Raw genomic sequence first — 24,942 nt, 5'->3', positions numbered from 1 at the left:
TGCTGTAACGCACTGATATTTAAATCAGATATGGTATCAATCTCGCTGTGATGAACGGTGTTTTCTGTGGCGCTCCCATGGCTACGACAAGGGCCCTGAAGCGATCCACCATTCGGGGTGGTCGGCTCTGAGACTGCGCTCGATGTCCGCGGCATGTTGCAGTTCGCATAGCCCGAAACAGGTGGCGCCGGAGCCGGACATGCGGGCGAGATCTATCCGGCTGTCCGCCTCAAGCACCGACAACACGTCGCCGATACCGCCGCAAAGCTGCATGGCTGCGTCCTGCATGTCGTTTCGGCAAATTTTCAGATAGGCGGTCAGTTGCGCCAGTGTCTCGAAGCTCTCCGGAACCGGAGGCAATGGAGGATTGTCGCGCCGGGTCAGCGATTTGAAAACGTCCGGGGTGGAAACACCGGCCTTCGGGTTGACCAGAACCATGCCGCAGGCGGGCAGTTCCGGTCCGGTAGTCAACTCATCGCCGATACCACGCATGATCTGGGGCTCGGGAATAAGGCACACGGGAACGTCGGCGCCGAGCGACAGCGCCAGGTCGTGAAGGTCTTCCTCGGACAAATAAGCTTCGGTGAAATCCTCAAGCAGGCACAATGTCGTTGCCGCGTCGCTCGATCCGCCGCCGATTCCCGAAGAGACGGGGAGGCGTTTGGTGAGCGTGAGGCGAATGTCGGGGCAGGGCAGCTTCGCCCGTGCCGCGAAGGATCGGACCGCCTTCAGGATGAGGTTGGCCTCATCAGGTCCCTCGAGATCGCGCGCGAAGGGGCCTTCCAGAACAAGTTCCAGCTTGTCCGAAGGGGCCAGCGCGATGCGGTCCCCGATCTGGGGAAACACAACAAGCGACTCCAGCAGATGGTAGCCATCGGATCGTTGCCCGGTGATATGCAGGGCCAGATTGACCTTGGCACGGGCAAGCTCCACCCGGGGAGAGGGAGGGTGGGAAAGGGACATGGCGGTCGCGGTCAGCCGCCGTTCTTGTCGTTTTCCGCCTTGGCGGCGTCCGTGACCGGCGTGTCCGGCATGCCGTTGGCGATCTTGTCCAGGATCGCGGGAAGATCCTTTTCGTCAGGTCCGAGGTCGCGCGCATGGTTCCACTGGAACCTGGCTTCGTTGCGGCGACCCACCATCCAGTAGGCATCGCCCAGATGGTCGTTGATGACCGGGTCGGCCGGGCGTAGCTCAATGGCCCGCTCGAGCTCCTTGACCGCTTCCTCGTAGCGCCCGAGGCGATAGTAGACCCAGCCGAGACTGTCCACGATGTAGCCGTCGGATGGCCGCAACTGGACAGCGGTCTTGATCATGTTCAGTGCTTCGTCGAGCTTCAGTCCCTGATCGACCAGCGAATAACCGAGATAGTTGAGAACCAGCGGTTGATTTGGGTTGAGTTCAAGCGCCTTGCGGAAATCGGCTTCCGCCTGGTCCCACTTGTCCAGCCGTTCGCGGCTGATGCCGCGGAAATAAAGCAGCAGCCAGTGTTGAGGCCCCAGCTCGGAAATCGTGTCCAGACCTCTGGTGTAGATGGCTTCCGCATCGTCATAGATCTCGTGGGACCGCAGGATGTTGCCGAGCGCGATAACCGCTTCGAGGTCGGAAGGATCCTGATCGATCAGCTTCTGCAGATGCGAGCGCGACTCCTCGAGCTGATCCAGTGCATTGTAATTGAGCCCGACCTGGATCTCGGCTTCGCGCTTCAGCACGCTGTCGTCAGGAACTTTCGTCAGGGCGGCTATTGCCCGTTCCGGCTGTTCCATGCGTTCGAAAACGGCTCCAAGGGCAATTGCCGCGAATTCCGCGTTCGGGTCCAGATAGAGCGACAGCTGCAGATAGGAGGTCGACAGTTCCTCACCGCCGTCACGGCCGATCACCGCACCCAGGCCATAAAGGATTTCCGCCATGCCTTCGGCCGGTCTGGTGACCAGCGGCGGGACGACGGCGCCGCTTTCCAGGATGGCTCTAGTCTGGTCGAGCTTGGGATGGCCACGGAACTGCTGGTCGTACCGGTCGAGGACGTCGAGCGCGTCTTTCTGGCGGGCGTTGGCCGCCAGAATGCGGGCATAGGCATCCACGACGCGAATGGCGCCCTGGTCGGTCTCGTATGCGCCTTCAATTGCCTCCAGGGCGTCCTGAATACGCCCGGCGGCGAACAGCAGATGGGCCTTGTGAGTCGCCTTGAAGACTTCGAACCAGTCGGGACCGTTGAGCGCGTCGATCATCTCGACTGCAGCTTCGATCTCTCCGTCGCCATAAAGGGCCCAGGCGCGGGAAATGCCGACGGACAGTTGGGCGAGGGGGCCGTTTCTGCTTTTGGCCAGAGCTGCGTCCGCTTCCGCGTAGCTGCCTTCCGCCATACGCTCAGCGCCTACGGTGATCTGGGCGAGGAAATTCTCCAGTCCGCTTTTTTCCATCTCATCGGCATAGAAGACCGCCTGCTCAACGTCGCCATTGGCCAGTTTCAGCAGGAACGTGCGTTCCAGAAGCATGGTGTTGGACGGATCGGCGGCCAGGGATTCTTCATAAAATGCGGCTGCATGGCCGTAATCTTTCTGGAAACCGGCGAGGCGTCCGGACAGATAGCTGCCCGACAGGGTGAACGGCAGATCGGAGGGCGTGCCGAAAGTGTCTGTCTTTGCATTCGTCTCAGCGCCGGCTGCGGCGGGCAAAAGGGCAATTGCGCTCACCAGCGCAAGGAGCTTCAGTTTGAAAGGCCTGCGGTCCATTCTGGCAACGGCGCCGGTCACTTGTGTCATCATTCCTCGCACTTCCGATTGCTGAGCCGGTTCGATTGTTGCTTATTGCCTTTGACAATGGCGTCTTTAAGGCTGAGCGGCAAGGCAGCCGGGATAACTTTCTGAGGGTTTAAATCCTTTCAATTTTGCCGATCGTGATAATTCTCGGAGCCTGGCGTGCGAGGAAGCGGTTTTCTGCCTAAAAGGACTTGATGACGGTGGTCTGCCGTAGCAGGTATGTGCCCTGCAACATTGACGGAAGCGCGGACGTAGCCAGCGCGACGCGAGGAGAGTTGATATGGCCAAGTGGGTCTACAGTTTCGGCAACGGGTCTGCGGAGGGTGCGGCGCACATGCGCAACCTTCTCGGTGGAAAAGGCGCCAATCTTGCTGAAATGAGCAGCCTTGGTCTGCCGGTGCCACCGGGTTTCACAATCACCACCGAAGTCTGCACCTGGTATTATGATCACGACAATTCCTATCCGGAGACGCTTACCGCCGAGGTTCTGGAAGCGTTGAACAGCATCGGTGCGGCGACGGGCCGCACGTTTGGCGGCGAGGAGCGTCCTCTTCTGGTTTCTGTGCGCTCCGGTGCCCGCGTCTCGATGCCCGGCATGATGGATACGGTGCTCAATCTGGGTTTGAACGACCGGACGGTCGAAGCTCTGGCGATGGAGTCGGGAGACCGGCGCTTTGCCTATGACAGCTACCGCCGCTTCATCCAGATGTATTCCGATGTTGTGCTCGGGGTCGATCATCATGAATTCGAGGAAATCCTGGAGGACTACAAGGAACGCAACGAGCTGAAGCTCGATACGGACATCGACGCCGATGCCTGGTCGGGTCTGATCGAAAAGTTCAAGGCTCTGGTGGAAGAGGAACTGGAAAAGCCGTTTCCGCAGGATCCCCAAGAGCAACTCTGGGGTGCCGTGGGAGCGGTGTTCGGATCCTGGATGACACCGCGCGCGGTCACCTATCGGCGGCTGCACGATATTCCCGGAAGCTGGGGAACCGCCGTCAACGTTCAGGCGATGGTTTTCGGCAACATGGGGGCGAACTCCGCGACTGGCGTTGCCTTTACGCGCAATCCGTCCACCGGCGAGAATGCGCTGTATGGCGAATTTCTGGTCAATGCCCAGGGCGAGGACGTCGTCGCCGGGATACGCACACCACAGGACATCACCGAAAAGGCGCGGCTTGAGGCTGGTTCGTCCAATCCCTCGCTCGAAGCGCTGATGCCCGAAGCCTTCGCTGAATTCCAATCCTATTGTGCCAGGCTGGAAGCCCACTACACGGATATGCAGGACCTGGAGTTCACCATCGAGGAGGGCAAGCTCTGGATGCTGCAGACCCGCGCCGGCAAGCGGACGGCAAAGGCCGCGCTGAAGATCGCCGTCGACATGGTCTCCGAAGGTCTGCTTGGTGAAGAAGAAGCGATCGGCCGTGTCGAACCGGGTGCGCTCGATCAGCTTCTGCATCCCACCATCGATCCGAAAGCGGAGCGGGATGTGCTGACGACCGGCCTGCCGGCATCGCCGGGTGCTGCCTCCGGAGCTATCGTCTTTACCTCCGCGGCTGCCGAAGAAGCGAAGGCCGAGGGCAGGAAAGTCATTCTGGTGCGAGTGGAGACAAGCCCGGAGGACATTCACGGCATGCATGCCGCCGAGGGCATCCTGACCTGCCGGGGTGGCATGACCAGCCATGCGGCCGTGGTTGCCAGGGGAATGGGCAAACCCTGTGTCGCCGGCGCCGGCATGCTGCGCATCGATTATCGCAACGGTGTCATCAATGCGGCCGGACGTCAGCTCAAAGAGGGCGATATCATTACCATCGACGGGGCGAACGGCCAGGTTCTCTCCGGCGAGGTGACGATGCTTCAGCCCAAGCTTTCGGGCGATTTCGGCACATTGATGGGTTGGGCTGACAAGGTTCGGCGCATGACCGTTCGCGCCAATGCGGAGACGCCGCTGGATGCCAAGGTCGCTCGTGATTTCGGAGCCGAGGGGATCGGCCTGTGCCGTACGGAACATATGTTCTTCGCCGGCGAACGCACCGTTGCCGTGCGCGAGATGATCCTCGCCGAGACTGAAGCGGGACGGCGGACGGCTCTTGCCAAGCTGCTGCCGATGCAACGGCAGGATTTCGTCGAGCTCTTCAAGATCATGCATGGCTTGCCGGTGACCATCCGCCTGCTCGATCCGCCGTTGCATGAGTTCCTGCCGAAAACAGACCATGAGCTCGCCGAAGTCGCCGCGGCGATGGGAGCAGATCCGGACCTGCTTCGGGACCGGGCGCTGGCCCTGGAGGAGTTCAACCCGATGCTCGGCCATCGCGGATGTCGTCTTCTGGTCTCCTATCCGGAGATCGCCGAGATGCAGGCAAGGGCGATCTTTGAGGCCGCCGTGGAAGCTGCCCGTGAGACCGGGGCACCGGTCGTACCGGAAATCATGGTGCCTCTGGTCGGATTGAAAAAGGAGCTGGATCTGGTCCGGCAAAGCATCGAGGCAATGGCCGCCGCCGTGCAGCAAGAGACCGGAGCTGAACTGACCTATCAGGTCGGCACCATGGTCGAACTACCGCGCGCGGCGCTCAAGGCAGCGGAAATCGCGCAGTCCGCAGAGTTCTTTTCTTTCGGAACCAACGATCTTACCCAGACCACCTTCGGTATCTCGCGTGATGATGCCGCATCCTTTCTCGGCACCTACCAGAGGAAGGGTATTATGGAACAGGATCCCTTTGTGTCCCTCGACCAGGAAGGGGTTGGCGAGCTTATCCGGATCGGTGTGGATCGCGGCCGCTCCACCCGGCCGGACATCAAGCTGGGCATATGCGGTGAGCACGGCGGCGATCCCGCCTCGATCGGCTTCTGCGAAGAAGTGGGGCTCGACTATGTGTCCTGCTCGCCCTTCCGTGTGCCGATTGCCCGGCTGGCGGCCGCTCAATCGGCCCTCAAATCCAGATCGGGCTGAACGATGCGTGGCGGCGAAAAGGCGGCCGGTGCCGCAAGGACGGTATGAGCGGGCCGCTCCCTTCGCTGGAAGAGCTGCGAACGGGAGGCAAGCGGCTGCTGGCAAGGGTTCTCTCCCGGCTGGAAACACATGCCGGGGATGCCGAGACGGCTGCCTTCCTTGATCGCGTCTCCCTAAGCGTGCGCGCCGAGGTCATTGGATTGACGGGACCGCCCGGTGTCGGAAAATCGAGCCTGAGCGATGCCCTCATCCGGGCTTACAGGGCGGAGAGCAGGAAAGTTGGCGTCCTTGCCGTCGATCCGTCCTCGGCCCTGACGGGCGGCGCTCTGCTCGGAGACCGCACCCGGCTGAAGACCGATCCGTCCGATGACAATGTCTTCGTGCGATCCATGGCGGCCCGTAACCGGCTGGGAGGGCTGTCCGACCATGCGGTTGCGGCCATCGTTGTCCTGAGAGCTGTCTGCGATTGCGTGATCGTCGAAACGGTCGGTATCGGCCAGTCGGAAGGCGATCTGAAACAGGCTGTCGATACGGTCATCTTGTGTGTTCAGCCCGGTTCCGGCGACAGCCTGCAATTCATGAAGGCCGGTATCATGGAACTGCCGGACGTGGTCGCCGTGACAAAGGCGGATATGGGCGCTCTTGCGCGCAGGGCAGCCTCGGATGTCAGGGGCGCGCTTTCGCTGAGCGGAGGCGGTGCGGGGGACTGGCAGGTTCCGGTATGCGAAGTTTCAGCGGAGACCGGGCAAGGCATCCAGGAGCTGACCGTGCTGACGGCCCGACATCATGCTCATTTGGTCGAAAGCGGCTCTTTGGACCCGCGCCGGCGGGATCAGCATGCTGCCTGGTTTCGTGACATGGTGCGGACGGAATTCGGTCAGACGGGTCTGCGATTGGCCGGACGGCAACCTGCCGATGTCCGGGTGGACAGGGCGAAGACCGAACCTTTCACGAGTTTTGCATCTTTTGCCGCGGATTTCCGGCGTCGTTCTGGCTGACGAGTGCACACATTGCGATTAATCGCTACCGGCTCGACCGACTCTGGAAGTTCAATTGATCGCGACAGGCTCTAGAACCTCGCGCCGACCTTGCGGGGCTGAAAGCTGAGATCGGTTCCGAAACCGCCGCCGCTATCGCCGTTGAATTCCTCCAGAAACGCCGTCAGATCGGCTTCCGAACGCGGTTTGGAGATATAATATCCCTGCATCCGGTGGCAATCGTGCGCCTGCAGGAAGCGAAGCTGTTCAAGCGTTTCGATGCCTTCCGCGACGATTGTCATGCCCAGTGCCTTGCCGAGCTGAATGATCGATACAAGGATGGCTTCGGCCTCCGGATTGCCGTTCATGCCGGAAAGGAAATCGCGGTCGATCTTGAGCGTATCGAAGGGAAAGCGGCGCAGGTAGCTCAGGCTGGAGTATCCGGAACCGAAATCGTCGAGTGCGACCTTCACGCCGAGGTTTTTCAACCGACGCAACGCCTTGAGCACGGAATCGTTGCGCCCGGCGAACACGCTTTCGGTGACCTCGATCTCCAGGCGTTGTGGCGGAAGATTGTTCGCCGCCAGGATGGCCATGACCTTTTCAACGAAACGCGGATGTTTGAACTGGTTGGGTGAGACGTTCACCGCAACGATCACACCCGGCCAGTCATGCGCCTTGGCGCAGGCCTTGTTCAGAACCCAGATGCCGAGTTCGTTGATCAGGCCGGTCTCCTCGGCAACCGGAATGAACTGGGCCGGAGAGACAACCGTGCCATCCGGCTTGGTCCAGCGGGCGAGAGCCTCGACCGATACGATCCGGCGACCGCCGGTATCGGATTGCGGCTGATAGGCGAGATCCAGTTCGTCGTTCTGCAAGGCGAGGCGGAGTTCCCGCGACAGCCTGTCCCGGGACTGAACCTGGTGTTCCATGTTCGCTTCAAAAAAGGAGCGCCGGTTGCGGCCGTTGGCCTTGGCATCGTAAAGGGCGATGTCGGCCTTGCGGAGCAGGTCGTCGGGGTCGTTCCCGTCCCTGGGGGCGACCGCCACACCCATGGAAAGGCTGGCAAACAGCTCATGGCTGCCGATCATGATCGGGCGTCCGATCTCGTCCTGAACCTGATCCAGTATATATTCCAGCCACTCGTCATCTTCACAGTTTCGGATGACCATGGCGAATTCGTCGCCGCTGATCCGGGCGACAATGCCGTCATCGGGAATGACCCACTTCAACCGTTGCGCGACCGCGACGATTACCTGGTCGCCAGCCGAGTGGCCCAGTGTATCATTGATGTCCTTGAAGTGGTCCAGGTCGATATAGACGACTGCCGTGTTCGTATTTTTGCCGAAGCCCGTTTCAAGAGCTTCTTTCAAAAGCGCATGGAACCTGGCTCGGTTCGGAAGACCCGAAAGAGCGTCATGACGCGCGGCAAGAACGGCCTTGGCTTCGCTCCTTGCCAGCCGTTTTGTCATCAGCCGGGTAAAGACGATGACCGCAATCACCAATGCGGCGATCATGAAGGCGGCCAGGGCAAGGAACGGTGTGATCCGGTCGAGCATCTGGCTGCCGGGACGAGTGGTGTTCCAGCCCAGCACCCCAACGCCCCGGCCGAGCGGTGAGTAAAGCTGAAACTGGCCGGCGCCATCCGTGTTCGCCCGACGGCTCGGCTGAGGACCTGCCGTGGAGCTTTCCTCGAAACCTTTCAGCACGAACCCTTCCAGCCGCGTCATCTCTGCGATTTCATGCAATTTTTCGCCATTCAGCGGCATCAGGCTCACCAGTGTTACCGGAGGAGTGCGCTTCTTGGAGATGGAGAGGATCTGCGGCACGACGGCCGAGGCGGTGAACAGATGAGGTTGGCCATCTATGCTGAGAACGCCGGTTTCGGCGATCGAGCGGCGGGTTTCGTTGTATTCAGGGGCAAAGCGGTACAGACCGGAAGGCGTTTTCTTCATGGAAACGATGTAGCGGGCGCGTACCTTGGCGACGGCAGGCCGAAGGTCTTCAATCAGGTTTGGCGTCATCCACACCTGAGTGAGGTCATGGGCGTAGACGCTCTGCACCGCGAGTTCCCGATCGATCAGCATCGATTTGGTGAAGCCGTGATTCTGGTACAACCAATGCGTCATGTTGTTGTGAATCCAGTTTTTATCCGGATCCGTCTGATTGACGACGTGGTAGGCTTCTTCCCAGATCGCCACACCGGTCTGCTGTTTGACCAAATGGTTCTGAGTGAGCTGCATGGCGCCGGCAACGAGTGTGTGCTGCGACTGTTCGGCATTGCGATCGGATAGATGGGCGGACCAGTGCATCACGCCAAAAATGCCGAATACGGAAATCAGCACAATGGCGACCATCGGAACGATGATCGCTCCTGCAATCTTTCCGCCTGAGTTTTTCGCCGAATAGTTCATCTGCCGCCCGATTTATTTTGAAGCAGTATTGCCTCTCGGGGTTAAGGAATGACCCTAAGTTCATAGTAAAATTACAGTAAACAGACGCTGGGTCAGCTTTGGATGTTTCAACGAAAACAATCAGAATCGCGGTTTGCGTGCCCCCCGGTTCGCGGCGCGCGCGTCGATCCGCCTCAAGGTTTGAACCTCAGGTGGCGATGCCGGTCAGATCAGTCGCAGGCCGCGGAAACTCACATTCTTTCTCATGCCGACAATGATGTGGTCATGAACCTCGATACCGAGCGGATTGGCTATCTCGATGATCTTCCGGGTCATCTGGATATCCGCCCGCGATGGCGTGGGATCGCCGGAGGGGTGGTTGTGAACCATGATGAGCGCTGTTGCCGAATGATCGAGGGCGCGCCGGATCACTTCGCGCGGATAGACCGGCGTGTGATCGACCGTGCCGGTCTGCTGGACTTCATCTGCGATCAGGCCGTTCTTCTTGTCCAGATAAAGCACCCTGAATTGCTCGATGCCGGAATGTTCCATTGAGGCCTGCAGATAGTCGATGACCTTCTGCCAGCTGTCGAGCGGCCGGCGGTCGTTCAATTCCGAACGATGGTACCGGGCGATGGAAGCGTGAACCGCCTGCAGGCTGTCGATGCTGATGTCCGACAGACCGTCGATTTCCTTCAGGCGCGCTCGGGGTGCGGCAAGAGCAGCGGAAAAGGATCCGAAGCGCTTGATAAGCGCCTTGGCGATCGGTTTGGTATCCTGACGGGGCAGGGCGGAAAAAAGCAGGAATTCCAGGAGTTCATAGTCGGCGAGGCTTTGTGCACCGGTGGTGCGAAATCTCTCCCGAAGCCTTTGACGATGCCCCTTGTGATCCTCGGCCCCCATGGTCTTGCTGCGGCCCTAGTCGTCCGGACGACCGGGCTTGTGAAGTCCCCTGGCCGACGTGGTGAAGATCTGGCATCCGTCCTCGGTGATACCGATGGAATGCTCGAACTGGGCCGACAGCGATCGGTCGCGCGTCACGGCCGTCCATCCGTCGCTCAGGACCTTCACATGGGGGCGTCCCAGATTCACCATCGGCTCGATGGTGAAGATCATTCCGGGTCTGAGTTCGACACCTTCTCCCGGGCGGCCGTAATGAAGGATGTTCGGGGTATCGTGAAACAGTAGTCCCAGTCCGTGGCCGCAGAAATCGCGTACCACCGAGCAGCGTTCGGCTTCCACGAAGGTCTGGATGGCAGCGCCGATATCTCCGGTGGTGTTGCCGGGGCGGGCCGCCTCGATGCCGCGCATCAGCGATTCATAGGTCACGTCGATCAGACGTTCGGCGGCGCGTTTGACCGTGCCGACCGGATACATGCGGCTTGAATCGCCGTGCCAGCCGTCGAGAATGAAGGTCACGTCGATGTTGACGATATCACCTTCGCGCATGGCCTTGTTGTTGGGAATGCCGTGGCAGACCACGTGATTGATCGAGGTGCAGGACGACTTGGTATAGCCACGGTAGTTGAGTGTCGCGGGAATGGCGTTACGATCCATGCCGTACTGGTAGACAAATTCGTCGATTTCCTCGGTGGTCGTTCCCGGTTTGACGATATCGGCGAGTTCATCGAGGCAGGCGGCCGTCAACTGGCCGGCGCGCATCATGCCCTCGAAATCGGCGGGACCGTAAAGGCGGATCTGGCCGGTGTTCTTCAGGGGAGCTTCTGCGGCGTCAATGTAACTGACCATCTTGTACTCGTGTCTTGCAACTGGACCGGGCCGGCCCGATCAAGTCTTGTCGTGCAGTCCGGCACCGTTGATTATTCTTCTGTCTCACATGTTCACATACAGTCACGAGGTGGCAATTTCCAGTTCCACGTGCGGTTAAAGTGTCGGGAATGGCGCTCTTCGGCTCTGCGAACCAATGCATGTGGCCGCGCGAGGGCTGATCGAAAACGGAAAACAACCGTTCGGTCCTTGCGATCCCGGATGTCCGCGGCTTTGCCCTGGACGGACGTTTCGGGGAGATCTGAAAAGAGCTGCTCAAGCCGGGGCCGTTGACCCACGTGGTGTGGATGTTGCCTGGCGGGGCGCACAAGCAGACGGATCGAAATCATCTTCAAGTTGGCGGCCAAAGCGTTGGCGTGCGGTCAAAAGACGTGCTTTCATTGTCAGATGTCGACGGGAAAGTGAAACATGCCGACTTCTGAACTGCTGACGGTTCCGTACACGTACGAGCGTCCGCTGCCGGATTTTCAGAACGGGGACGACATCAGATTCCCGGACAGTCTGGTCGCGGTCCTGCTGGATCGGTTCACAAAGCCGGGAGACAAGGTGTTCGATCCGTTTTCCGGGCTGGGAACCACTTTCTTCGTCTGTGAGCAAAAGGCCAGGATCCCTTATGGAATTGAGGCTGATCGGCAAAGGTATGACTGGGTGAAATCCCGCGTGAATTCAAAAGACAACCTGTTGTTCGGCGACAGCGGCGACATCGGGTCCTTCAACTTGCCTGAAATGGATTTTTCGATCACGTCACCACCGTACATGCCTCACTGGCACGAGTGGAATCCTCTTTACAACGGAGATCCCCGATACGACGGATATGACATCTACCTGGAAAGGCTTCAGAGTATTTACGCAGGAGTCTGCCGGGTTCTCAGAAAAGATGCCTGCGTCATCGTCCAGGCTGACAATCTGACACATGAGCGCTTTTCAACCCTCGTCTGGGATCTCGGAAAAGCCCTGTCTGAAGTCATGACGCTTGAGGGCGAGATTATCGTCAACTGGTCGGAAAATGCCGAAAATGAATACCAGTTCACACAATGCCTTGTGTTCAAGAACAATGTGATCCCATGAGGCGATCCCGGCGCCGCCATCAACCGTCTCCCTTGCCACAGGAGGCGGATGCGCCGGGGAATGGTGCGGGCGGCGGGACTCGAACCCGCACGGCCTAGGGCCTCCGGATTTTAAGTCCGGTATGTCTACCAATTCCATCACGCCCGCTTCACTTCGTCTGCAATTCAGACGAAGCGATTTAGGTGAATAGCGACACGGCTTTTGAAGCGCAACCCGCAAGACCGAATCCGCTCCTGCATCCGATAAAATGTACACAAGTGCGATCCCTGCCGGTTCCCGGCGGCAAGCCATGGCTTAGCCAGTCGGGGCGGGGTCGGTTTTCACCAACTGAAAGGCCATGCGAGGCGCGGCGGGCCCTATTTGCTCACCGTTGTTGTCAGCGTTGTCAGAAAGATGATAATTATCTTCATCTTATGTTTTTCTTCCAGTCAGACGGGAATCGTGAATGTCTCAGGATCTTGAGATCTCTCTCCTGGGTGAATTGCGGGTTTTGTCTTCGGGCGAAGAGGTCTCCTTGCCCGCTTCGCGCAAGGCCCGGGCGCTGCTGGCGTTTCTGATCGCCACCGGGCGGCCCCATCGCAGGGAGCGTCTTTGCGAACTGTTCTGGGACATTCCCGACGATCCTAAAGCGGCGCTGCGCTGGGCGCTCAGCAAGTTGCGCAAGACCGTTGACGGTCCGGATGAGGTCAGGATCGTTGCCGACCGCGAGCGGGTGCAGTTCGTGCCCGGTGGCATCCGCGTCGACATCACCGATATTCATGCAAGATTGCGCGACAAGGACAATCCGCCTGCTGTCGAAGACCTTGAACGGATGGCGCATCGGCTTGAACGGGTGTTGCTCGACGGGCTGGACGGTGCCGGTGACGACACCTTCGATGCCTGGCTGACGGCTGAGCGGGAGGATGCGCGGACCGCGCAGGTGGAGGTTCTGAAACGGCTGGCAACCCATCCCGACACCGGATCCACCGCTGCCAGAAAGTGGATGCGGCTGTGGGCGGAAGCCGACCCCGACGACGCGGACGCCCATCGGCAGTCGGTCGCAAGACGGGACGCCGCAAGGAGCGACGGGGGCTCGGCAAGCGCCCGCATGAAGGCGGCCGAAAACGGTGTTTACGAAACAAGAACGCAGGATGCCCAGATGCGGGTCAAGAAGGCGCGGGCGCGGGCCCTGCGGGCGCAGCGCATCGGGTTCTGCGAGGTGGCCGACGGCACGAAGATCGCCTTTGCGAGTATCGGCTCCGGGCCTCCAGTGCTGAAAGCGGCGAACTGGCTCAATCACCTTGAATTCGACTGGTCGAGCCCGATCTGGGGCAGGAGTTTCAGCGAGATTGCCCGCCGCCGCACCTTCATCCGTTACGACGAGCGCGGCTGCGGCCTCTCCGACTGGGACGTCAAGGATCTGAGTTTCGAGGCCTTTGTGGAGGATCTGGAGGCGGTGGCCGATACGCTTGGTCTGGAACGGTTTCCCCTGATCGGCATTTCCCAGGGATGTGCTGTTTCGATCGAATATGCGGTGCGGCATCCGCATCGCGTGTCAGGCCTGATCCTGATCGGCGGCTACGCGGCCGGCTGGCGGCACCTTGCCAGCCCTGAGGAACAGGCAAGACGCGAAGCGGTGCGGACGCTGACCGAACTGGGATGGGGAACGGACAATCCCGCCTACCGGCATATCTTCTCGCAGACCTTCATGCCCGAGGCGAGTGCGGAAACGCTGGCCTGGTTCGACGAATTTCAGCGCCTGACAACGTCACCGCAAAATGCTGCCCGCTTTCAGGACGCATTCGGTCATATCGATGTCCGGCACCGGCTGGCGGATGTGCGTACTCCGACCATCGTTCTGCACTCCAGACATGACCAGCGGATCCCGCTGGACCAGGGCCGGGCGGTCGCCTCGGGCATCCCGGGGGCGCAGTTCGTGCCGCTGGAAAGCCACAACCATATCCTGGTCGACCGGGAACCGGCCTGGCAGGTCTGTTTGAACGCCATCGGTGCATTTCTCGAAGAACATCGGATCTAGAACATGCCGCCTAAATTGAATTGAGGAAATCGCCTGAACGCATTTGCAATGCAAACACTGTCTCGAGCGTCTTTCTGAACCCTTGAAATCCGCCTGAACGCACACACTCCAGAGCAAGGCAGTGCGCAAAAACAAACCCCCGGCTTCAGCCGGGGGTGTCGCCGGCATTCACCGGGTGGAGGTCTCGGGCAGGGGGAAGCCCAAGCAGTCAGCTATTCGGCAGGGTCAGCCCTTGAAGTAGGGGGAGCTGCACAGCCTGCGCTGGCCTTTGAATGGCTGGAAGGTGTTGTTCTGGGCGCGGTAGGATCTGTATCGGTCGGAACACCAGGCCACATGCTGCTGCCAGTTGTTGCCACGCTGAGCCTTGTAGGTATTGTGGCGGTACCAGTAGTTATTGTGGCGGAAACCGCGGTTCTTGTGGTGGTAGCCGTGGTTCTTGTGGTGGTACCCGTGATTCTTGTGGTGGTAGCCGCCTTTGTAGCCATGGCTTCCGGCGAATGCGGAGGTCGTGGACACAGCCGCCGCCAGGCCGACGACCGCCAAAGTGGTGAGAATTGCTTTCTTGAACATCAGGATTTTGCCTTTGTGTTGGTCCCGGCGAATTCGTTTCCGCCGATAACCAATACTTAGGTTTGCCCCCCTGGCAGCACATGTGACGCGCAACACCACACGGTCGAGGCCCTGAAAATTCTGTCGGGAAATCCGTTGCCTGCCCCCTGAGGACCGGCGCGTTTTCCGTGTTCACACGATCCTGCCCGAGGTTCGGGCCGAACTACTCGCCCTCGGCTATTGTCTCCAGGCCCTCCCGGTCCCGCAGGATGAGCCAGCCTTCCTTCAGGTCGACCAGGCTTGATTTCTGCCATTTGCGCAGGCAGCGGTTCACGTTTTCCCTCGTGTTGCCGATCATGGAGGCCATTTCGGACTGGGATAGCGATAATTTCGTCAGGGGTTTCTCCTCGCTTCCTGGCGCGGCCACGGTTATGCGCAGCAGCAGCCGGGCAAGGCGCGAGGGCAATCCGAGGAAGGCGATTTCCATCATCCGCTCGTCGGAGCGCCGGACCCGTTTGCACAAAAGTTCAATGATGCGGATCGAAAACGCCGGATTGCGTTGCAGGACCTCCAGCAAGGCACGCCTTTCGAGCACCACGAGGGTGCAATTGGTCAGGGCGCGGACATTCGCAGACCGTTCACCGCCATCCAGCAGCGCAATTTCTCCGAAGACATCCCCGGCGGTCAGCTCCGCTAAGGTCACATCGCGGGAATTCGGTGTCGGCATGCCGACGCGCACGGTGCCTTCCGCGATTGCCATCATGCTCTGGCCGGGGGTCCCCATGTCGAAAACGGTCTCACCTGCAGAATAGCGTTTGACATGGGCAAAGGCGGTGAGATCCCGCCGGCTTTGTTCGTCAAGCGCTTCAAAGACAAAGCTTTTTCCCAAAAGCTTTTCCTTGTTTACGGGCTCGTCTGCTGTCATACGCTCCACTTTCTTCATGTTTTTTTCGATGTACAACGCTGGCTACAACGTTACAGGTGTTTTAGGACATACCCTTGTAAAAAAGATTGAGGGAGCAGGAGTGAGTTTGTTCCAAAAAAATGCGCAGCTTTGCCGGAAACAGGTTATTTTCCGGTGCTCCGTTGCGCTGCTCGCGGATAAACTCATGGTCTCTCTCGAAGCGTGACAAAAACGGTTTCGATATGCTGTGGCTATGCTCTCCGGGCCAGGCAGGACGTTCGTTTGGCGCATGTCCGGTGTCACCCTGGTGGCTCGTCGCGATGATTCAGTCTGATTTATGAGGTTGTGGTCCTATCAAGACCAAAAAATCGTGAGAAGAAAAGACTTAATTGCTGGAACCGTATTGAGAAAGCCATGCCGACCATACGCCTGAAAACACTTTTTTTAACGGCAGCCCTGTTTCTGGCCGCCACCTGTACGCAGGGTGCGGCTCAGGACGTGAACGGCTGCGTCAAGACGGACGCACCCAATCCGCCCAGGGTCGTCTACCAATGCGCGAACGGGCTGGTGTTCGAAGCGGAAGCCGCCGCCGAGATCGCTGTTGAGAATACTCCGGGACAGATCCGCCCCGGGGCGGTCCAGCTTACCGAGGACGCCGTGCTCATCGAGGTGGAGCCGGACAGCGGACCGTTCCAGATCCTCACCCCTCATGCGATTGCCGCGGTTCGGGGAACGATCTTTGTCGTGGATGTGAAACAGGAAATGACTTCCGTGTTCGTCGTTCGCGGAAGGGTGGCAGTGTCACGGCCGGACGGTTCCGATGAGGTGACCCTGTCCGAGGGTGAAGGTGTGGAAGTCACCGGGGATGATCCCCTGACCGTGAAAACCTGGCCGCAGGACAAGGCCGACAGGCTGCTTGCCCGTTTCGCGCGATGAAATCGAGATTGCCGATAAGACTGGCGCTTGTCGCGCTTCTTGTCGGCTGTCTCTGGTCAGGATGGCTCGTGCAGACCCATCTTTCCGGATGGGCAAGCGTTCTGGACCGGGCAGAAACGGTTCTGCTTGACTTGCGCATTCTGATCAACGGACCGCGCAAGGTCATTGATGACGTCGTCATTGTGGCGGTCGACGACGAAACCGTGGCGGGCACGGGCAGCTATCCGCTCGGACAGGACAATCTGGCACTCCTGATAGACAAGATCCGACAGGCCGGTGCACGTGCGCTTGCAATCGACATTCTGCTGACGGGAAACGCTGGCGATGGCGGGAGTGAAAAACTCGCGACCGCGCTGGGCACGCTTCCGGCGGTCATCGCTGCAGCCGGGCAATTTACGGTCGAGCAAAGCGGCGGCTCCTATCTCCCCAAGCCTGACAAGGTGCTCAATCCGCTGCCTTCGTTGCGCACCGAGGCCGCCACGGGACTTGTCAACGTGTCGACCGATACAGGCGGCACTCCGCGTCATATCCCTCTTGTCTTTGCCACCAGGGACGGTCCGGTTCCTTCCTTCGTGCTCTCGGCAACGGGACGCTATCTCGGTTCGGATCCGACGCTCACGCGCGATGCAGTTCGTCTGCGGGACAGGCTGCAGCCTCTCGATTTTGCCTGGCACCTTCCGCTCAATTACTATGGACCCGGTGAAACCTTCAGAACCTTGAGTGCTCAATCCATATTCGATGGCAGCTTTGCCGCCGGTGCGCTCAATGGCCGCCTGGTGCTGGTCGGGGCGACCGCGACGGGAGTGGGGGACCGGTTCGGCACGCCATTCGACCAGATTCTTCCCGGTGTCGAGGTTCTGGCAACCGGCATCGCCAACCTTCTGGACGGGTCGGCTCTTGTCAGGAACAGCATGATCCGGCGTATCGACGCGGTCGTGTCGGTCTCGATCATGCTGATTGCCCTGAGCGCCGTGATTTTCCTTCCGCTGGCCCAGGCGACAATCCTTTATTTGCTGCTTGTCGGTGTCTGGCTCGTCGTCATTACTTTCGCCTACGGCCAGGGGTACTGGTTCAATGGCGCGCTTCCGGTGGCCGCAAGCCTGCCGCCGCTCGTCATGATCGCGATTGTCCGTGAGGTGTTCGACAGACGGCAGACCAGCCGTTTCGCGGTGGCCAATGAAGCACTCAGCCGGTTTCAGGCTCCGGGTCTGGCCAGGCGCATCGCGGAGGATCCCGGTTTCCTGCTTCGTCCCGTGGAGCAGGACGTTGCGATCCTGTTCATCGACCTTGCCGGCTACACCGGACTGACCGAACGCCTGGGCCCGGGCGGCACGCGCGACGTGCTGAAAGCCTTTCACACGCTTGTGGTCAATGAAACCGCAAGGCATCACGGCGTGGTCCTGGACTTCATGGGCGATGGCGCGATGATCGGTTTCGGCATCCCCGACGCGCGGCCGCGGGATGCTTCAGACGCCTGCCTGTGTGTCTTCGATCTTGTGGCCGCCGTTCAGGACTGGATCGCCTCGTCGGATCTTGGCGATGACCTCAGCAATGTGCGCGTCGGCGGCCATTATGGTCCCGTGGTCCTGTCGCGTCTCGGACATGAAACCCAGCAGCAGATTGCTGCAACCGGCGACTGCGTGAATGTTGCCAGCCGGCTGATGGAAACCGGCAAGGCTTTCGAAGCTTCGGTTGCCCTGTCCGCGACCCTGATTTCCTCAGCGGAGCGGTGCACTCTGGATCCACCCCGGCTGGAATCTGTCGATATCCGCGGCCGACGGCAGAACATCCAGATCGCGCTCTGGACATCGCGGCAGGCCGCAGCGCTTCGATCCGGTGTCCGCAACGGCCGGGATCCGACCGCGGCGCACAGTGAGCCCTAGATCCTGTTTTCAGGCCATTCGACGGCAACAGCAATTCAAATTCGCCTGCGAAAATCCGGTGACCGTTTCCAAGGTTGCCCTGTCTCCTGCCGGTGGTGCCGACACATACAGGATCTCCTCAAGAGCTTCTGCGGTGAATTTCCCCTTCGCCGATCAGGCTGATTGGGGTGTTGCGCCTCCAGCAACGAGTGACGGGCGACAGCAGGCGGCGTTGCCTGGTCCGCGCAGAGTTCCGACACATACTGGCGCAGCAACCCGGGCGGACCGCTACAACGGTGGCGACAACGTCAGGTGCATATTGCACTTTGCGCGTTGGTGAGATTAAAGACGCAAAATCAGCAAACCCCGTCATGGCCAGTCGCAAACCCGGAAATTTCGCAAGCCCGATTTCGGCCTGCGGCAGAAACTCGAAGTGTCCGCGCACTGCCGTTCAAGGAAAAGACGAAATGTATTTTTTCGAGCCCCAAAACCTGCGGCGTATCGCTGCGGCTTTGATTGTTTCACTGTCCAGTGTTGCCGGGGGAGTGGAGGTGGCGGCCGCGGCTGAGGAACGCCCGCTGGTGCTTGTGCCGGGAGTGCTCGGCTCGAAACTTTGCCGTACCGATGCTGACGGCAACAAAACGCTTTTATGGGGAAATGCCGAAGCGATCCTGCAATTTCCCGATCTTGCGATCGGGGACAATACACTCGAGGTCGAACCGTGTGGCCTGATTGAGGAGGTCTCGTTTCTGGGCGTCTTCACACAGGATGTCTACGGCCCTTTTATCGACCGCCTGGACCGGGCCGGATACCGTCAGGACAGTACGCTGCTGATCTTCGACTACGACTGGCGGCTCAGTGTGTTCGACAACGCCCGGCTTCTGGCAGCCTTCATCGACGAGAATACGGAGCGCGACAGCACCGTCGATATTGTCGCGCACAGCATGGGAGGTCTGATTGCCCGGACCTATGCTCTTGAGGAAGGCGGAGACACCCGAATTCATCGTCTGATTACAGCCGGAACACCGTGGCGCGGTTCGGTAAAGGTGTTCGGGCTTCTGGAAAACGGCTGGGGCGTCAGCAATCTTCTGATGGGCGGACTTGAAGCCGTCCGGCGGACCGTCCTGAGTTTTCCGTCAATGTACGAACTGATGCCGAGCTACGAAGGCTGCTGCCGGATCGGCGACGCACCCGGCAACGCATTCGACGCGGGCAACATGGATGCCTGGGCGGATCTGGGCTGGGAAGGGGTTGATGAGGAGGCGCTGCCCGAACTCGCCGATGTGGCAGAGCGTCAGTCAAAGCTGCGCCGCATCGTCGACACACCTCTTCCGGCGGCTATCGAGGAGGTGCTGATCATCGGCGTCGATCAGCGTACACCGGAGCAGTATGAGCTGCAGGTCCGGCGCGGAGAGGCACATTTCGATATGCGCACGAGCTGGGAAGGGGACGGCACCGTCCTGCGCGAAAGCGCACAGCTGCAAAAGCGCGTGACCTATCCGACCAGCTTCGCCGTGCACAATGCCATCTTGAATGACGAACTGGTGCAGGACTTTGCGATCAGCGTGTTGAGAGAAGGGTCGGAAGTCGCGCATGAGACGGTTCCAGTGCGCAAGCGAACATCGGTTCTGACGGCTCTCGGCGCAGCTGTGGAACTTGTCGGCGTCGTCGTGACGACGGATCAGCCGGTCTATGAAACGAATGCGACCGCGACCGCAACGGTTCACCTCAGGCTTGAGGTCCAGGACCCGGTCGATGCGGGCCGGTTCAGCCTGGCTCTCGCCGCTTCCGGCACGACGGCCAGACCCATCGTGCTCCATCCGGATCCGGGAGCCTCCGACCCCACCAATCCGTTCGAGCAGTCATTCTCGGCTCGCTTTGAAACAGGTCCCGAAGCCGGTAAACTCGTGCTTACCCTGACGGTTGAAGGCGAAACCGGTGCCCCCCGGGTGATTGTCAGGACCGTTCCGGTACTCTGATTTGATGTGAACTTTCAGAAGGTGGTCCCTTGGGCTGAATCGGCTCGGGAGGTCCGTGTACACGTTGGGGATTGCGGCAATTGATGCTGCCTTCGGCGGATTTGAGATGCCTCGACGTCCCGGGCGCAATTTGTCAGCTTCTCCCGGGCGATCCTCTACCAGAGGCGTCGGGCTCGCTATTGTCTGGACGCATTTCCTGATGGCGACCGGTGACGGTCTCGCGCTGTTGGCGCTCGCCGGGTGGCGGTTCCGAAAGAGCATCGCCGCGACCAGGCAGGTGGCATGGTGAGAGCTGATTGAATCAACAGCCCCCGGTCGGTCCGGACCGGGGGCTGCAAGTCGATCGGTGCTGCGGTGTTGAAGCAGGCAGCGGGTGTCAGATGATCTTGTAAAGCGTCTGGTCGCGCTTGATCACGTGATGGAGGAGTACCGCACCGAAATGCATGGCGAACAGGCCCAGGAGGATCCAGGCGCTCCAGGCGTGAATGCCGGAAAGCGTCCAGGCAATGTCCGGTGATTTTCCGATCGGGCTCCAGATCGGAAGAACTCCAAACCATGTCAGCGGAAATCCGTGCGCATTGGTCGCCAGGAAACCGCTGACAGGCATGATGATCAGGAACAGATACAAAAGACCGTGCACGCTGCTGGCGGCAAAGCGCTCGATGAACGGCCCTTCAGCCGGTGGCTTGCGGGCGATCAGCTGATTTCCCACACGCACAAGCATCACCCAGAGGAGCAGGAAACCGAAGCTTTCGTGCAGCAGATAGAAATCCATGGACACCTCATTCTTGACGAAATCGATGAGGAAACCGAGGGGCCAGGTCACCAGAACGAGCGCGGCGACAAGCCAGTGCAGTATACGGGTCGCTCCCGTGTGACGGGAGGTTTCGGGGAGGGGTGACACTGTCGAGGCGGGCGTCGCGCTTTCCAGAGTGTTCAACATTACAGTCTCCATGTTGCGTGCAAGTCGTTCACGGACAAAGACGCCGGGAGACTGCCGTTTGAGAACGCCGGCCACCGTTACGGACCGGAACGAGGACGTTGTTAGCGATCACGCGTTGTCGCGACCGTTTGAATCCGTCGACAAAAGCGTCGGATGTACCGCTTTTTCGTCATGAAGAGGGAGTGGACCGCGCAGTTACGGTGCCGGGTCGTGGTCGAACCATCCGCGCAGATCGTGCCTGCGCAGGCCGGTGCCGCCGGTCATTGTTTCGGGAAAATTGAGAAGACCCAGTTCAGACCTGAATGCCCGGGTGGCCCCGGCGAGGCCCGAGATTCCCTGCAGGCCTCTCGTGGCGGCAAGAAACAGGGAACGGGCTATCGCCGTTGAAGAGGGATGGGGTCCTGAAAACATGGCACATCTCCTGCGCTTGGAATGACATTTCAGCGCGTTTTCGTATCGCGGTCAGCACACATGTAGGGGAGGTGTCAGACCCTGGCCTGTGACGGCCGGCACACTGCATTCAGGGTCATAAAATCCTTGCCGGTCCAATGCTCCGGCGCAGCTTCTCTTCCGTTGTGTTTTCGGTCATTCGAGAGACTTCCGCTTCAAGGGGGAGCGTGAGCGGCCACCATTGAAGCGGATCCGGTTGTACCGCATGAGGGAAAGCCTGCCGGAAAAAAAGACGCTTCGTCCCGGGGAGAAGACGCCCGACTCGCCTTTACGTCTTTCAGCACACAACACCTACTTAACCCTAGGTTGTTTTTCGTTAACTATCACCCTTACTTTAGGGTGTTCTAAATCTGTTTCTGCAATCGATTTCCCTTTGGAATTTATGATTAGATCATTTCATTTGCCAGTATTAATCAACTTAAGTAGTATATTGTCTTATTTAATAAAAATAATATTAGTAAATAACTCTATTTTATTTTGATTTTTAGTTTTTATTCATCGTTGAATCGTGTTCTCGGTTGTCTGTCGATCTGTTTTATTATGTTTTATGAAAATAATAATACGTATTTGTTTTATAAAATGGTTTTCCTAAAATTTTTTCTTTTTTCGTATGAGTTCTGTTTTCTGAAGAAAAATTTCAATTTTTATTGCGTATAATATGAAATATAATTTGTTCATTTAATACAATGAATAAATTATGCTGATACTTTATAGTTGTATTTAGGACTATATTTCTATCTTATATCATTTTTTGCAAACAATAATTTGATTATGATATAATTTTCATTTTTTTGCTATATACATAAAAATTAATTAAATTTAATACGAACTTTTACTGTGCGTGTGATCTATATCACATTCCTAGCTTTGGCTTTGTGTGTTTACCTTTTTTTAAATAAGCCAAACTTTCGGTTTCTCTTACTGTTAAAATTAGGTAAACGAATACTAACAATTTTATGCAATTTTGACTTATTAGCGCAGAGTGAGTTGCCATGAATGAGTTCGTTCGGATCGCACAAGCCTCCACCGGTACTGATACGGGTAATAATGACACGCAGGGTGACGCAACTGTAGCTCTCGCGCTTTCTCGGCCAGACCCACAGCAAAGTGTGGTTTCGTTGAGGCTTCCGGGGCAATTGGTCGACTTCCGGCAGATCCTTAGTGAAGACATCTCGTTCATTCAAATCGGCGACGACTTGCAGATGATCTTCGCTGATGGCGGCATGATTATCGTACAGGACTTCTTTCTGGGCGACGGTGGTTCGCAGGTTGCGCTCGTCGGTGAAGATCAGGTTCTTTCAATCGGTGAGTTCATATCGGTTGCAAATCTTCAGGCTGCGGAAGAAATTCAGACTGCGGCAGCGGAGACCAGCAATCTGGCAACAGCCCTGGGCGGGCCGCAGGGCTCCGGACAGAATTTTCAAAACACGGAAATCGAAGGCCTCGGCGGTGGTACCAATACCCTCGGGCTGCTGGGCTCCGGCGATGGCGGCACCGATGACGGGACACCCGCCGGATTCGCCGATGCCGAGGTGGAAACCGTTCCAACGCTGGTATCCGATGCGGATGCAGGTTTTCTGGATGAAGGTAACCTTGCCGAAGGAAATGAAGCGGGCGAGGGGCCGCTTGTCGCGACTGGTGGCCTGGGGGTCAACTTCGGTGAAAACGCCGGCCCGTCGTCCAGCCTGACCTTCGACACCGATGACGCGGGCATCCCGTTGGACGCTTCAGGTGTCGCGCTCGAACTGTCCTCGGATGGTATCGCACTCACCTACACGTTTGTCGACAATGCTGACGGCGGTCAAACGCTTACCGCAACGAAAGACGGCACCGATGAGATCGTCTTCACGGTTACGCTGGCAATCGTTCCCGACGTTTTTGACGGAGGTGCGTCCGGCGCGACCTACACCTTTACGCTCATCGGCAATCTCGACCACCTCGATGAGGCCACAGACGTTGTCTTGCCGGTGTCCTTCAGCGTGACCGCCACAGATACGGACGGGGATGCGATCGGTACGGGTTTTACTGTCAATGTGACGGACGATGACGCTGTCATCGGCGACGCGGACGACAGTTCCGTCGACGAAGAAGGCCTCGCAGGCGGTAATGTCGACAGTGGCTATGATGGCGATCTGGCCGGTTCCGCAATTACGTCTTCCGGCGACCTTGCGATTTCCTGGGGTGCCGACGATGCCAATCCGACCGATGGTGGGGGCGCCGGCGACCGCTCAGTTGCCTTTGATGCGAGCCAGCCGGGTCTGACTGGACTGAGCTCCAACAATGCCGCTGTCTCCATAGCCGTTCTGGCCGATGGGACGCTTGTCGGCTACACCGGCAGCACGGTTCCGAGCGCAACCGGCGATGCCGGTGTTGTCTTCTTCGCGAACCTTTCGGATGCCGACAGCGGCAGCTATGCCTTCACGCTGGTCGATAATCTCGACCACCCTGATGCAGACACTGAAGACGACCTTGACCTGACGTTTGCCTTCACGGCGACAGATGGCGACGGTGATACCGCAAGTGCGACCTTCACCGTGACCGTCGATGACGATGCGCCGGTCATCGGCGACGCGGACGACGGTTCCGTCGACGAAGAAGGCCTCGCAGGCGGTAATGTCGACAGTGGCTATGATGGCGATCTGGCCGGTTCCGCAATTACGTCTTCCGGCGACCTTGCGATTTCCTGGGGTGCCGACGATGCCAATCCGACCGATGGTGGGGGCGCCGGCGACCGCTCGGTTGCCTTTGATGCGAGCCAGCCGGGTCTGACTGGACTGAGCTCCAACAATGCCGCTGTCTCCATAGCCGTTCTGGCCGATGGGACGCTTGTCGGCTACACCGGCAGCACGGTTCCGAGCGCAACCGGCGATGCCGGTGTTGTCTTCTTCGCGAACCTTTCGGATGCCGACAGCGGCAGCTACGCCTTCACGCTGGTCGATAATCTCGACCACCCTGATGCAGACACTGAAGACGACCTTGACCTGACGTTTGCCTTCACGGCGACGGATGGCGACGGTGATACTGCAAATGCGACCTTCACCGTGACCGTCGATGATGACGGCCCGGTGCTTGGTGATGTCGGATCAAGTCAGGTGGATGAAGACGGCCTTGCCGGCGGAAACGTTGGCGAAAGCTATCCTGGCAACACAGGCGACTACTCTACCGGCGGTTCTCGTGACGCTGCCACAACCTCCAGCCGATCCCTCAATATCTCCTGGGGAGCCGACGACGCCAACAGCGAGGTCGACGGCGGTGCGAGCGAGGGGACCGGCGACCGTGCTGTCGAATTCACGTCCAGCGACGTTGCCGTCAGACGTGGTTCAATCGATCTCGCCGGAGTGACTTCACGCGGGGAAACCGTCGAATTCCG

The 24,942-nt window shown here is 58.9% G+C and carries 16 protein-coding genes, 1 tRNA gene and 1 pseudogene; 8 read left to right on the top strand and 10 right to left on the bottom strand.

Annotated features, from left to right (window positions below; translation table 11 throughout):
• Nucleotides 1-81 precede the first annotated feature (81 nt).
• The gene (locus OA90_RS15640) at nucleotides 82-963 is read right to left on the bottom strand and encodes a 4-(cytidine 5'-diphospho)-2-C-methyl-D-erythritol kinase (protein WP_068413731.1); all 882 of its coding nucleotides are present in this window, start codon (nucleotides 961-963) and stop codon (nucleotides 82-84) included.
• 11 nt (nucleotides 964-974) lie between these two features.
• Nucleotides 975-2,762 (bottom strand): tetratricopeptide repeat protein, encoded by a 1,788-nt coding sequence (locus OA90_RS15635; RefSeq protein ID WP_082837080.1) that lies wholly within the window; start codon nucleotides 2,760-2,762, stop codon nucleotides 975-977.
• Nucleotides 2,763-3,036: 274 nt separating this feature from the next.
• Here OA90_RS15635 and ppdK point away from each other — a divergent pair, with 274 nt between their 5' ends.
• Together ppdK and OA90_RS15625 are read left to right on the top strand one after the other, a co-directional pair.
• The gene (gene ppdK / locus OA90_RS15630; protein WP_068413728.1) at nucleotides 3,037-5,706 is read left to right on the top strand and encodes a pyruvate, phosphate dikinase; all 2,670 of its coding nucleotides are present in this window, start codon (nucleotides 3,037-3,039) and stop codon (nucleotides 5,704-5,706) included.
• Between the two features lie 44 nt (nucleotides 5,707-5,750).
• Nucleotides 5,751-6,704, top strand: a complete 954-nt coding sequence (locus tag OA90_RS15625; protein ID WP_068413725.1) for an ArgK protein — start codon at nucleotides 5,751-5,753, stop codon at nucleotides 6,702-6,704.
• A 71-nt stretch (nucleotides 6,705-6,775) separates the two neighbouring features.
• On the opposite strand, the gene OA90_RS15620 is transcribed toward OA90_RS15625, so the two are convergent.
• From OA90_RS15620 to map, 3 genes are all read right to left on the bottom strand, one after another.
• Nucleotides 6,776-9,097: a bifunctional diguanylate cyclase/phosphodiesterase gene (locus OA90_RS15620; protein ID WP_068413722.1), complete on the bottom strand. Its 2,322-nt coding sequence runs from the start codon at nucleotides 9,095-9,097 to the stop codon at nucleotides 6,776-6,778.
• A gap of 204 nt (nucleotides 9,098-9,301) precedes the next feature.
• Complete coding sequence (radC, locus tag OA90_RS15615; RefSeq protein WP_068413720.1) at nucleotides 9,302-9,979, bottom strand: DNA repair protein RadC; 678 nt, start codon at nucleotides 9,977-9,979, stop codon at nucleotides 9,302-9,304.
• A 15-nt stretch (nucleotides 9,980-9,994) separates the two neighbouring features.
• Entirely contained in the window at nucleotides 9,995-10,825 is an 831-nt protein-coding gene (gene map, locus OA90_RS15610; RefSeq protein ID WP_068413717.1) for a type I methionyl aminopeptidase, read from the bottom strand.
• A gap of 447 nt (nucleotides 10,826-11,272) precedes the next feature.
• Between map and OA90_RS15605 the strand changes: the two genes are divergently transcribed.
• Nucleotides 11,273-11,932 (top strand): DNA methyltransferase, encoded by a 660-nt coding sequence (locus tag OA90_RS15605; protein ID WP_068413714.1) that lies wholly within the window; start codon nucleotides 11,273-11,275, stop codon nucleotides 11,930-11,932.
• 61 nt (nucleotides 11,933-11,993) lie between these two features.
• Here OA90_RS15605 and OA90_RS15600 read toward each other — a convergent pair.
• A tRNA-Leu gene (locus tag OA90_RS15600) sits at nucleotides 11,994-12,079 on the bottom strand.
• 298 nt (nucleotides 12,080-12,377) lie between these two features.
• Between OA90_RS15600 and OA90_RS15595 the strand changes: the two genes are divergently transcribed.
• Nucleotides 12,378-13,949, top strand: a complete 1,572-nt coding sequence (locus OA90_RS15595) for an alpha/beta hydrolase (RefSeq protein ID WP_068413704.1) — start codon at nucleotides 12,378-12,380, stop codon at nucleotides 13,947-13,949.
• A 225-nt stretch (nucleotides 13,950-14,174) separates the two neighbouring features.
• Here OA90_RS15595 and OA90_RS15590 read toward each other — a convergent pair whose 3' ends face one another.
• Together OA90_RS15590 and OA90_RS15585 are read right to left on the bottom strand one after the other, a co-directional pair.
• Complete coding sequence (locus tag OA90_RS15590) at nucleotides 14,175-14,519, bottom strand: BA14K family protein (RefSeq protein ID WP_068413701.1); 345 nt, start codon at nucleotides 14,517-14,519, stop codon at nucleotides 14,175-14,177.
• Between the two features lie 202 nt (nucleotides 14,520-14,721).
• Complete coding sequence (locus tag OA90_RS15585) at nucleotides 14,722-15,423, bottom strand: Crp/Fnr family transcriptional regulator (RefSeq protein WP_068414084.1); 702 nt, start codon at nucleotides 15,421-15,423, stop codon at nucleotides 14,722-14,724.
• A gap of 393 nt (nucleotides 15,424-15,816) precedes the next feature.
• On the opposite strand from OA90_RS15585, the gene OA90_RS15575 reads away from it, so the two are divergent.
• The 3 genes from OA90_RS15575 (at nucleotide 15,817) to OA90_RS15565 (ending at nucleotide 20,179) form a co-directional block, all read left to right on the top strand.
• Nucleotides 15,817-16,338: a FecR domain-containing protein gene (locus tag OA90_RS15575; protein ID WP_068413696.1), complete on the top strand. Its 522-nt coding sequence runs from the start codon at nucleotides 15,817-15,819 to the stop codon at nucleotides 16,336-16,338.
• 8 nt (nucleotides 16,339-16,346) lie between these two features.
• Nucleotides 16,347-18,221, top strand: coding sequence for an adenylate/guanylate cyclase domain-containing protein (locus OA90_RS15570; protein ID WP_244274648.1), 1,875 nt, complete (start codon nucleotides 16,347-16,349; stop codon nucleotides 18,219-18,221).
• A gap of 446 nt (nucleotides 18,222-18,667) precedes the next feature.
• Complete coding sequence (locus OA90_RS15565; protein WP_068413692.1) at nucleotides 18,668-20,179, top strand: alpha/beta fold hydrolase; 1,512 nt, start codon at nucleotides 18,668-18,670, stop codon at nucleotides 20,177-20,179.
• 376 nt (nucleotides 20,180-20,555) lie between these two features.
• On the opposite strand, the gene OA90_RS15560 is transcribed toward OA90_RS15565, so the two are convergent.
• Together OA90_RS15560 and OA90_RS15555 are read right to left on the bottom strand one after the other, a co-directional pair.
• Entirely contained in the window at nucleotides 20,556-21,122 is a 567-nt protein-coding gene (locus tag OA90_RS15560; RefSeq protein ID WP_082837078.1) for a cytochrome b, read from the bottom strand.
• Between the two features lie 195 nt (nucleotides 21,123-21,317).
• Nucleotides 21,318-21,533 (bottom strand): hypothetical protein, encoded by a 216-nt coding sequence (locus OA90_RS15555; RefSeq protein ID WP_068413689.1) that lies wholly within the window; start codon nucleotides 21,531-21,533, stop codon nucleotides 21,318-21,320.
• A 1,241-nt stretch (nucleotides 21,534-22,774) separates the two neighbouring features.
• Between OA90_RS15555 and OA90_RS15550 the strand changes: the two are divergent.
• A pseudogene (locus OA90_RS15550) lies at nucleotides 22,775-24,942 on the top strand (DUF5801 repeats-in-toxin domain-containing protein); the annotation flags it as partial.

Source organism: Labrenzia sp. OB1, from assembly GCF_001624695.1.
Classification (GTDB): Bacteria; Pseudomonadota; Alphaproteobacteria; order Rhizobiales; family Stappiaceae; genus Roseibium.
The sequence above is the reverse complement of the archived record's forward strand: the minus strand, read 5'-3'. Positions and strand labels throughout refer to the sequence as shown.

Excerpts from the sequence above, each read along its gene's own strand:
- OA90_RS15640 (WP_068413731.1), bottom strand. The coding sequence starts at position 963 with ATGTCCCTTTCCCACCCTCCCTCTCCCCGGGTGGAGCTTGCCCGTGCC.
- OA90_RS15635 (WP_082837080.1), bottom strand. The coding sequence starts at position 2,762 with ATGATGACACAAGTGACCGGCGCCGTTGCCAGAATGGACCGCAGGCCT.
- ppdK (WP_068413728.1), top strand. The coding sequence starts at position 3,037 with ATGGCCAAGTGGGTCTACAGTTTCGGCAACGGGTCTGCGGAGGGTGCG.
- OA90_RS15625 (WP_068413725.1), top strand. The coding sequence starts at position 5,751 with ATGAGCGGGCCGCTCCCTTCGCTGGAAGAGCTGCGAACGGGAGGCAAG.
- OA90_RS15620 (WP_068413722.1), bottom strand. The coding sequence starts at position 9,097 with ATGAACTATTCGGCGAAAAACTCAGGCGGAAAGATTGCAGGAGCGATC.
- radC (WP_068413720.1), bottom strand. The coding sequence starts at position 9,979 with ATGGGGGCCGAGGATCACAAGGGGCATCGTCAAAGGCTTCGGGAGAGA.
- map (WP_068413717.1), bottom strand. The coding sequence starts at position 10,825 with ATGGTCAGTTACATTGACGCCGCAGAAGCTCCCCTGAAGAACACCGGC.
- OA90_RS15605 (WP_068413714.1), top strand. The coding sequence starts at position 11,273 with ATGCCGACTTCTGAACTGCTGACGGTTCCGTACACGTACGAGCGTCCG.
- OA90_RS15595 (WP_068413704.1), top strand. The coding sequence starts at position 12,378 with ATGTCTCAGGATCTTGAGATCTCTCTCCTGGGTGAATTGCGGGTTTTG.
- OA90_RS15590 (WP_068413701.1), bottom strand. The coding sequence starts at position 14,519 with ATGTTCAAGAAAGCAATTCTCACCACTTTGGCGGTCGTCGGCCTGGCG.
- OA90_RS15585 (WP_068414084.1), bottom strand. The coding sequence starts at position 15,423 with ATGACAGCAGACGAGCCCGTAAACAAGGAAAAGCTTTTGGGAAAAAGC.
- OA90_RS15575 (WP_068413696.1), top strand. The coding sequence starts at position 15,817 with ATGCCGACCATACGCCTGAAAACACTTTTTTTAACGGCAGCCCTGTTT.
- OA90_RS15565 (WP_068413692.1), top strand. The coding sequence starts at position 18,668 with ATGTATTTTTTCGAGCCCCAAAACCTGCGGCGTATCGCTGCGGCTTTG.
- OA90_RS15560 (WP_082837078.1), bottom strand. The coding sequence starts at position 21,122 with ATGTTGAACACTCTGGAAAGCGCGACGCCCGCCTCGACAGTGTCACCC.
- OA90_RS15555 (WP_068413689.1), bottom strand. The coding sequence starts at position 21,533 with ATGTTTTCAGGACCCCATCCCTCTTCAACGGCGATAGCCCGTTCCCTG.